We start from the raw sequence: 9,626 nt of genomic DNA, 5'->3' as shown, positions 1-9,626 counted from the left end.
AGTAAGACTCGCTACACTGTGCGATCTAAACACCTTAAATGATAGGTGTTGGCTCTCTAGCCGCTTTTTTTGTGCCCTACTCTTCATTCTCTTTTTTTGCATCACAGCTTAGTTTCAAAAATTGACACAGGTCAAACATTGTTCGATGTAACCTTCTACACTGAAATTAAAGAACTTTATCACGTGATATCAAACATTTAATTAGCAACGAACAATTGAGGCTTTGGGGGCTGATATGAACAGTACATTTATCGTAAACTTTATCGGACAAGCATCACCAGCAACAATCAAGCAACTTGCTGCGGTTACTCACGAAAACGACGGAAAATGGCTCATCAGTAAAGTTAACTTTATTGAAGATCAAGTTGCAGGCGTATTAAAGATTCAACTTCCTGCCATCAACGAATCAATTGTTAAGGATGCTTTCAGTGCCAATGCTGACTTGATCGTGCAGTTTGTTGATTCAGACCACACTAACAACGCACAAGACACAATACATCATTTACGACTCGACTCTAACGACCGAGCTGGCATCGTCAACGAAGTGACACATGTACTAGACAGACAAGGGATTAGCATTCTAGATATGGATTGCCACCGAGTATTTATCGCTGGTGGCGGTGGTGTTAGCTCAAGCTTATTTACTTCCAAGATTGCCGTTAAGCTACCAATCGAAGTTTTGATTGATGACGTAGTGAATGAATTAGAAACGCTCAGTGAAGATACTCGAGTGATGATTGAAAGCTAACAAGCTAGCCTCCTGATGATAAATTCATCATTGGGAGGCTCCCCTCCAGAAAGCCCCCTCCTCTTACATAACTTACAAAAAACCATATGGAAACATTCGAAATACATAACTTAACCATATGAATTCAGGCATTCGTATAATATTTTTGTTACCATAGATTATCTTATACAATTTAATGGTTTAGGTTCAAACATGGAAAGAAACAGGTCGAGTTGGCAGCTCAATACCATCTCAGTAATCCTTCTCATAACACTATTCAGTGGCTGTAAAAGCGGTCATGAGAATAATGGTAAAACAACGTCTACTTCGTCATCATCACAAATTAACGTTAGCATCCCGAAAAGTGTTTCATTTTCTGAACCACAATCAGGGTCGAAGACAGAGTCAATTACAGTTTCTTTTTCCAAAGCCTTAAGCCAAGAGCTCATTCTAACTATCGTCACCAGCGATATCACAACACGCTCTACTGGTATGTTTAAAAGCTACGATGCTATCTCTAGCCAAAACGTCAAGATTTCGGCGGGTGCAACTAGTGCAGCTCTTCCTTTGAATCTTACCCATAATAATCTTTACGAAGGGAACAAGACCTTTCACTACACCATTGGTGTGGATAACAGTGCAAATTACACTCTGACCAACAAGCAAACCGAAGTAACTATTAATGATAGTGACAATCAGCCAACTGTCCGGTTTAGCAAAGACTTAAGTACCGTTGTAGAGGGCGACAGCGTTGTTCAGCAAGCAACTTTAAGCCACTACACCTCTAAAGAGGTTACGCTGACACTCGCTCAAACGGGCATCGCCACAGCTAAAGACTTTAGTGTTGATATCGCTGGTTCAAGTATCAAGATAGCCGCTGAAACCCTGTCAACAAGCATCAAGTTTTCTGCGATTGCTGACAGCTTCAATGAAGGCGGAGAATCCGTAATCTACACCATCGCTAGCGCAGGAAACGCAGCTATCGATGCTAAGAAAAACTCGCTTGCGTTCTATATACCCGGACAGAAAAGCTTCAACGATACTGGCTATGTGACCTATTTCGATGGCACAGCTTACGACAGCGCCACCCCTCCAGCATCGCACCCCAATCAAGATGCCGATTTTGGTTTAGATAAAACGGATGGAAGTGAGCACTCTGATGGTGCATATGGTTTCCGCTACACCAAGATTGATGCGAATGGTAATCCAGTAAATTCATCAGCCTCTAGTTGGCGCTGTGTAAAAGATGAACGAACGGGTCTATATATTGAAAACAAACAAACCGCTAGAGCGCTGCCTACGACAAGCAACATCGAAACTTGGGTTGAAAAACATAAACTAGACGCTAACGCAAACCCTTACCCTTGGGGAACTGAATCAAGTTATTGGCGAAGTGCTTCATACACCTACACTTGGTACGATTCCGATGCAACCACCAATGGCGGTTATGCCGGAGCGCCTAACGATCTGCTGTACAGCGCCGGACCTATATCTTCTCAATGCGCTTACCCCAATGACAATTCTGGTAATCGCAACTGTAATACCAAAAGCTATATTGAGAGCCTAAACAGTTATGCTATCTGCGGCATCACGGATTGGCGTCTGCCCTCTCCTATTGAGGCTCGTTCATTCATTAACTTTAATGTCGGCAGCAAACCATCAAGTGGTGTGGACTTCTTCCCTAACCTAGGTACCAAGCTCTTTACCAAAACAAGCTCAGTAAAACAAAACGGTAGCGTACGATGCGTTGATACGGCTACGGGAGAGCTAGAGCTTTGTAATAAAAACATTTCAAGTTCAGCGGGTATTGTCGCTGTGAGCGGAGGCTTAGACTAATGAAACTTCATATATGCTTAGGGACACTAACCGCCCTACTATGCGGTAACGTATTAGCACAAACATGTGTAACGACACAGTCGGCATCGGTTAAAGACGGGCAGCTTATCGACCGTAAAGATGGTACATTACTGGACGTTACCACTAATTTACTTTGGTCTAAATGTAACTTAGGTGAAAGCTACAATTCGGCACAAGATAAATGTGATGGAACAGCACTTAAATACAAAAGCTGGCAAGATGCACTCAATGCAACTAAAGACACAAACCTAACCACAATTGCTAGCCAAACGGGCTTTCGCTTGCCAAATATCAAAGAGCTCAGTTCAATCGTAGAGTACCGCTGCACGAAACCTGCTATTAACCTGACACATTTCCCAACGACAACCAATGAGCCTTACTGGACGAACACACCAGACGCACACAAAATTAACAGTGCCTATGATGGTTTGATCATTGATTTCGAAGAGGCTCTGGAAACGATTATAGATCCAAGTAACCCCCCTTCTCCTCTGATTAGATTAGTTAAGCCATTTAACTAGTTTTAAAGGAAAACAAAAAGAGCAGCTCACCGGCTGCTCTTTTTATTGTTCTAAAACTATGACTTAGTTACTTAACCGACCATTGCGACAATGAGCGTTTGAAGTCTTCATAGCCAAATTCATTTAGCTTCTGAACTTCACCACTGCTACGTTCGCAGTAGATTGATGGCATTTTTAGGCCATTGAACCAGTTTAGTTTCACCATGGTGTAACCCGCACTGTCTAACAGGTGTAGCCTTTGGCCAATTTTCAGTGGCTCTTCAAAGCTTGCTTCACAGAACTGATCACCTGCAAGGCATGAACATGAACCAATCACATAGTCATGGTTACCGTTTTCAGAAGCTTCCAATACCGATGCTGGTTCATTATAGATAAGCGTATCAAGGCGGTGTGCCTCGGTAGCTGAATCGACAATAGCGGTTTTCTTCACGTTCTCTACGATATCAACCACTGTCACAACCAAGTCAGTTGTTTTAGTGATGATGGCTTCACCCGGCTCAAGGTACATCTGCACGCCGTGCTTTTCAGAGAAGGCTTTTAGCGCAAGACCAAGCTTGTCGATGTCATAGCCCGGCCATGTGAAGAACACACCACCGCCCATGCTCACCCAATCTAGCTTATCTAGGTGTTCACCAAATTGTTCTGAAATTGAATCAAGCAGGCCGATAAATGCATCAACGTCTTTGTTCTCGCAGTTCATGTGGAACATCACACCATTAATCTCATCAAAGATTTCAGGTTTGATGTGGTCAGCTTGCACGCCCAAACGCGAGAATTGACGCGCAGGGTTTGCCAAGTCTTGTCCTGCATAGCTCACGCCCGGATTTAAACGTAAACCCAATGAAGCTCTATCTTCAACAATATGACGGTAAGCAGCAAGTTGACTTTGAGAGTTGAAGATCATCTTGTCGCAGATATCCGCAACTTCTCTCACGTCATCTTCGCTGTAACCCACACTGTAAGCGTGCGTTTCACCACCAAAGGTTTCGTGGCCAAGCTTGACTTCGTATGGGCCAGAGCTTGTCGTGCCATCGAGGTAAGGTTTGATGATGTCAAACACACCCCATGTCGAAAAACACTTCAGTGCCAATACCAATTTCACACCTGAAATCTCTTTCAGTTGCTTGGCTTTCTCTAGATTCGCAATCAACTTGTCTTCGTTGATCATGAAATATGGGGTTTTTAGTTCTTCTTTCTTAAACGTCATTTTTGTAAACACTCAAGCAGCATCTATAGATGGAAAGGTAAATTAACAATTTTGGTGTGATTTATTTTGATTTTGTCCTGTCCGAGCGCAGTGAGTTACAAAATCAAAATAAATGATACCAAAGCTTCAAGGCTATCATCATCGAAAAGGGAACAATCCATGTCCCCTTTAATTAGCAATCAAAACAAGAAATCAGTTCTTATTTTTTCAGCTCTTGAATCACAGGAAGACCTTGGCCTGCATCAAGTTCTTGAACATGCCAATCTAGACCGATTTCCGGCATAGTTGCTAGGAACGGGTCTGGGTTTAGCTGTTCCATGTTGAACACGCCTTTATCAGCCCATTCGCCACGGAAGAACTGAAGTGCAGCAGTAATCGCAGGTACACCCGTAGTGTAAGAGATTGCTTGGTGTTCTACGTCTTCGTAAGCCACTTCGTGGTCTGCGTTATTGTAGATGAATACGCTGCGCTCTTTGCCGTCTTTCTTACCTTGAACCCAAGTACCGATACACGTTAAACCTGTGTAACCCGGAGCCAAAGAAGTTGGGTCTGGCAGTAGTGCTTTAAGAACATGCAGAGGCTGAACCACAGTACCATCGTGCAGTGTTAGCGGATCTGGGCTAAGAAGACCGATATCACGCATGCAGTTGAAGTAATTCAGGTATGCATCACCAAAGCCCATCCAAAATTCGATGCGCTTAGCTGGGATGAACTCTTTCATTGAACGAACTTCATCGTGCGCCATTGAGTAAACTTTGTGAGAACCACAGTTTGGGAATTCAAACTCAAGCATACGAGAGTGACAAGGTACTTGTTTCCACTCTTCATTTTCCCAGTAGAAAGAATCGCCTTGAATCTCAAGCATGTTGGTTTCTGGGTCAAAGTTCGTCGCAAACTTCTTGCCGTGGTCGCCAGCATTCACGTCCATCACGTCAATTGAGTCAATCTCATCGAACAAGTGCTTAACCGCGTACGCCGCAAAGATTGATACCACACCTGGATCAAAACCAGCGCCAAGAATACCTGTGATGCCCGCTTCAGCGAACTTCTCACGGTAGCCCCACTGCCAATCATAAGCTTGTGGTACTTGTTGGCCTTCAGAACATAGATCAACCGCTACCGATGTATCGAGGTAAGAGACTTTAGATTGGTAACACGCTTCCATGATCGCCATGTTTACCCAAGGAGGACCAGCGTTAATCACTAGATCCGGCTTAACTTCTTTAATCAAAGCAACAAGCGCATCAACATCGTCAGCGTCTACTGAACGAGCTTCTAGTTTCTTAGTAGAATCTTTTAGGTTGTTTTTGCCTTTGATAGATTCGATGATTTTTTCACACTTCGCGATTGTGCGAGAAGCGATTGTGATATCACCCAGTACTTCGTTATTTTGTGCTGCTTTATGTGCAACAACCCAACCAACGCCGCCTGCACCAATTTGTAGAATAGCCATAGTTTTAATTACCCTTGTTGTTCTGCTAGCTCAGTGGCTAGAGTTTGAATTTTGTTAATTAAAGATTTGAAATCTGAAGTCTTTAGGCACGGATTCAAGATAGTAAATTTAAGTGCGCTCTTACCATCCACGACAGTTTCACCCAATACCGCAACGCCACGAGTCAGCGCTTCCAGTCTTAACGTCTGATTCAGTTTGTCTAAATCTAGCTCACCGTTTGCTGACGGCTTAGATCGGAACAGCACAGTCGAAAGAGACGGCTCAGCAAGCAGCTCAAAATCGTCATGCTTCTGAATCAGATCGGCAACCTCAAGCGTCTGCTCTAGAAGATGGTCGTACATATCACCCAGTTGCTTTGGTCCAACACTTTGCATCGTCATGAAGACTTTCAGTGCATCGAAACGCTTGGTGGTAGCGATAGACTTATCGACTAGATTCGGCAGTTCATCGTGTTCACGGTTTAAGTAGTCTGCGTGATGCAGTAGGTACTTAAAGTTCGCTTTGTCTTTCAGCAGCACTGCACCACAGCTGATTGTTTGGAAGAACAACTTGTGGAAGTCGACACTCACTGAGTCCGCTTTTTCGATACCTTTCAGACGAGCTTTATGGCTGCTTAAGATAAGCGCGCCACCGTAAGCACTGTCGACATGGAACCAAAGATCTTGTTGGTTGGCGATGTCAGCAATCGCTTCAAGATCATCAATCGCACCGTGATCGGTAGTACCCGCCGTACCGACAACAGCAAAAGGAATCAACCCTTGAGCTTTAAGTGCTTTCACTTCTGCGTCTAGCAAGTCAGGCTTGATAGTGCCGTTTGCATTGGTGTCAACACAGCATACTGCCGCTTCACCTAGCCCTAATAGAGAGGCTGACTTTTGAACCGTGAAGTGCGATTTCTTTGAACATAAGATACGCAGCTTGCTCGCGTATTCTGGTAAGCCAAGCTTTTGGATAGAATGACCATTGTGCTTATCCGCAACCCAGTCTCTCGCCAGCAATAAGCCCATTAGGTTACTTTGCGTGCCGCCGCTAGTGAAAACACCATCAGCTTGTGCGCCAAGTTGGTATTTGTCACACATCCAATCCACCACACGCTGCTCCACATAAGTCGCAGCAGATGCTTGGTCCCATGAATCCATCGATTGATTCAACGCCGCGATAATCGATTCCGCAGCTACCGAAGCCATAAGAGGAGGAGTGTGAAGGTGCGCAATGCAGTCTGGGTGTTGCACGAAGATGGAGTTCGCAGCGACAAGGTCTGCAGTACTATCTACAACATCAACCAAAGAGTGTTGATTGTTATCGAGATCAACAGCATTGATGGCTGCTTCTAGCACTTTTGGATCTAAACCCGAATAAGGCGTTTCAACTTGTTCAAAAACCGCTTTCATCGCTTGAGTGGTTTGGTTCATCACGTTAGCAAATTCGTTGCTACCGCCTAAACCTGTCTGGATGAAATGCTTATTCCATTCTTGGTTAGTTTGTTCGCTTGAAGCTGGGTCTTGTTGTAAACCACCACCCGCTGCGATGATCGCTTCTTCCATCACGCGCAATGCAAAGTCGATCTGCTCAAAAGAGATAATCATTGGCGGAAGGAAACGAATTACCGAACCATCACGACCACCCTTTTCAACCATCAAGCCGCGCTCTAGTGCTGCTCGTTGAATCGCTAAGGTTAGTTCGCCGTCGGATTGTGGTTCGCCAAACTTGTTAAGATCACCATTTGGTTGCTTGATCTCAGCGCCAAGCATCAAGCCTTTACCGCGAACTTCAGCAATACAGTTCACACGCGATTGAATCTTCTCAAGCCCATGACGTAGATATTGGCCTGCGATGTTCGCGTGCTCAACCAAACCATCACGTTCGATGATCTCTAACGCCTTAGCGCCAGATACCATTGCCAACTGGTTACCACGGAATGTACCGGTGTGCTCACCCGCTTTCCAAGTATCGATGCTCTTGTCGAATACAAGCAGCGACATAGGCAGTCCGCCACCAATCGCTTTAGACAAGCACAAGATATCAGGATTAACACCTGACTCTTCAAACGCAAAGCGATGGCCGGTTTTACCCACACCACACTGAATTTCATCAAAGATCAGTAGGATACCGTGTTCATCACAGATGCGACGTAGGCCTTGTAGCCAAGACGCCGGAGCTGGAATCACACCACCCTCACCTTGTACAGGCTCGACGATCATCGCGGCAGGTTTCATGATGCCAGATTCATCGTCATTCAACATACGCTCGATGTAACGAATGCTTGCGTTAGCACCTGCTTCACCACCAATGCCAAACGGGCAGCGGAGGTTGTATGGGAAAGGCATGAAATGTACGTCAGACATCAAGCCGCTACGACGTTCTTTAGTGCCGAGGTTACCCATCATGCCCATGGTGCCGTTCGTCATGCCGTGGTAAGCACCGCGAAAAGCAAACATAGTGTTACGACCTGTAGTTTGCTTGGCTAGCTTGATCGCGGCTTCCACAGCATCAGCGCCAGACGGGCCACAGAATTGAAGAACCGAGTTCGTTGAAAAGTCTTGAGGGAGAAAAGCTTTAACTCGCTTGATAAACGTCTCTTTTGCTTGAGTCGTAATATCAAGAGTCTGGTATGGCAAACCTGAATCGAGTTGGTCTTTAAGTGCTTGGTTAATCTCAGGGTGGTTGTAACCCAGAGAAAGTGTACCTGCACCGGCCAAGCAATCGAGAAAGAGTTGGCCACGAGTATCTTCAACTAAAACACCACATGCTCGTTTAATAGCAATCGGTAGGCGTCTTGGGTATGAACGAACATCCGATTCATGCTGTTCTTGCTCAAGCAAAATAGCGTCGGGTGTTAGGTCATAAGTTCCCTCTACGATAGGAACCATAGTTGAAAATGAATTTGCGATAGTATTAATATCGACTTCAAAGGCGGTAGTCATAAAAGTCCCCTTGAATGTGTTCATACTCACCTCCATCAGACGCAATTGCACACCGTCCCTCTATTGATTTAGAGAGAATTCATAGTGAAACACGCGTATTGTCTAGAAATGAGATATAGCTGTACGCTCGCATAAGTCAAATGACGAATACGAAATTAGGCCGTCTTAGGACAGCAAAAATTAGTTAGCGTGAGCTCAAGGTTCAGTAATGCTACTGTTTTGAAGAATTGGACATTTGTGCAGTATCGGACAGCTATGAAGAACTGGCCCTTTTGGAAATGCAGAGCTGATTAGCAATGTTGTTATTAGTGTGTTCAATGTTGGGTTTCCCATTAGCATGGCGAATTGCGCCATAAGTATCCCGTCTATCAGCTAAAGGCTAGCTGATACCTACCCTACGTAATGTCCCAATCAGCAAGAATGGTCACTACGCGTATCCCCCAGAAGCAATCGTTGCTCTTCTTGAACATTGTTCATTCCGAGATTGCGCGGGAAAATAACATAAAGTGAAATGAACGATCAATAGTTTTTAATAATCGCTTGATAAATAGGAGCGGTAACTGACAAATCGCAGAAAATATCGTCAAGTTAATCTTTAGGTAAGGAGCTCCCCGGTTCATTCGTTCCTCACGCCCGAGGATGACGACGCGGGTATACAAACGTTGCTAGTGAGGCTTTGAGATCTCAGCACCCTTTCGTCATTCCCTAGTACGAGGAACGAGTTCATAGGGAATCTCGCTTTTAAAACGAAGTTAAAGGTATGAGAATTTGAATATTTTATCGACCGTCTAACCACGGGAGTCAAACAGGAAAAATGTGGGGTAATAAAATGTTGAACGGCAGAAACCAAAAAGCCCGAACATTTCTGTTCGGGCTTTTTAATTTGGAGCGATACATCGGGTTCGAACCGATGACCTCAACCTTGGCAAGGTTGCGC

General features: G+C 44.6%; 6 protein-coding genes. 3 read left to right on the top strand and 3 right to left on the bottom strand.

Going from position 1 to position 9,626, the window contains the following annotated elements:
- The first annotated feature begins 235 nt into the window (after window positions 1-235).
- From ACED53_RS22020 to ACED53_RS22010, 3 genes are all read left to right on the top strand, one after another.
- Window positions 236-748 (top strand): glycine cleavage system protein R, encoded by a 513-nt coding sequence (locus ACED53_RS22020; protein ID WP_017101819.1) that lies wholly within the window; start codon window positions 236-238, stop codon window positions 746-748.
- A 192-nt stretch (window positions 749-940) separates the two neighbouring features.
- Window positions 941-2,563, top strand: a complete 1,623-nt coding sequence (locus ACED53_RS22015; protein ID WP_102579824.1) for a DUF1566 domain-containing protein — start codon at window positions 941-943, stop codon at window positions 2,561-2,563.
- Complete coding sequence (locus tag ACED53_RS22010; protein ID WP_017100618.1) at window positions 2,563-3,105, top strand: DUF1566 domain-containing protein; 543 nt, start codon at window positions 2,563-2,565, stop codon at window positions 3,103-3,105. Before ACED53_RS22015 ends, ACED53_RS22010 begins: the two co-directional genes overlap by 1 nt.
- A gap of 67 nt (window positions 3,106-3,172) precedes the next feature.
- On the opposite strand, the gene nspC is transcribed toward ACED53_RS22010, so the two are convergent.
- The 3 genes from nspC to ACED53_RS21995 all read right to left on the bottom strand — a co-directional run bounded on the left by nspC (window position 3,173) and on the right by ACED53_RS21995 (window position 8,713).
- Window positions 3,173-4,312 carry a carboxynorspermidine decarboxylase gene (gene nspC / locus ACED53_RS22005; protein ID WP_029225437.1) on the bottom strand — a complete coding sequence of 380 codons (1,140 nt, stop codon included), beginning with the start codon at window positions 4,310-4,312 and terminating at the stop codon, window positions 3,173-3,175.
- 199 nt (window positions 4,313-4,511) lie between these two features.
- Window positions 4,512-5,765, bottom strand: a complete 1,254-nt coding sequence (locus tag ACED53_RS22000; protein WP_009848867.1) for a carboxynorspermidine synthase — start codon at window positions 5,763-5,765, stop codon at window positions 4,512-4,514.
- A gap of 8 nt (window positions 5,766-5,773) precedes the next feature.
- Entirely contained in the window at window positions 5,774-8,713 is a 2,940-nt protein-coding gene (locus ACED53_RS21995; protein WP_029225438.1) for a pyridoxal phosphate-dependent class III aminotransferase, read from the bottom strand.
- Between the last annotated feature and the right edge of the window lie 913 nt (window positions 8,714-9,626).

The organism is Vibrio sp. 1F169 (assembly GCF_041439605.1).
Classification (GTDB): Bacteria; Pseudomonadota; Gammaproteobacteria; order Enterobacterales; family Vibrionaceae; genus Vibrio; species Vibrio tasmaniensis_A.
Note: the sequence above shows the minus strand (reverse complement) of the source record. Positions and strands in the feature narration are given on the sequence as shown.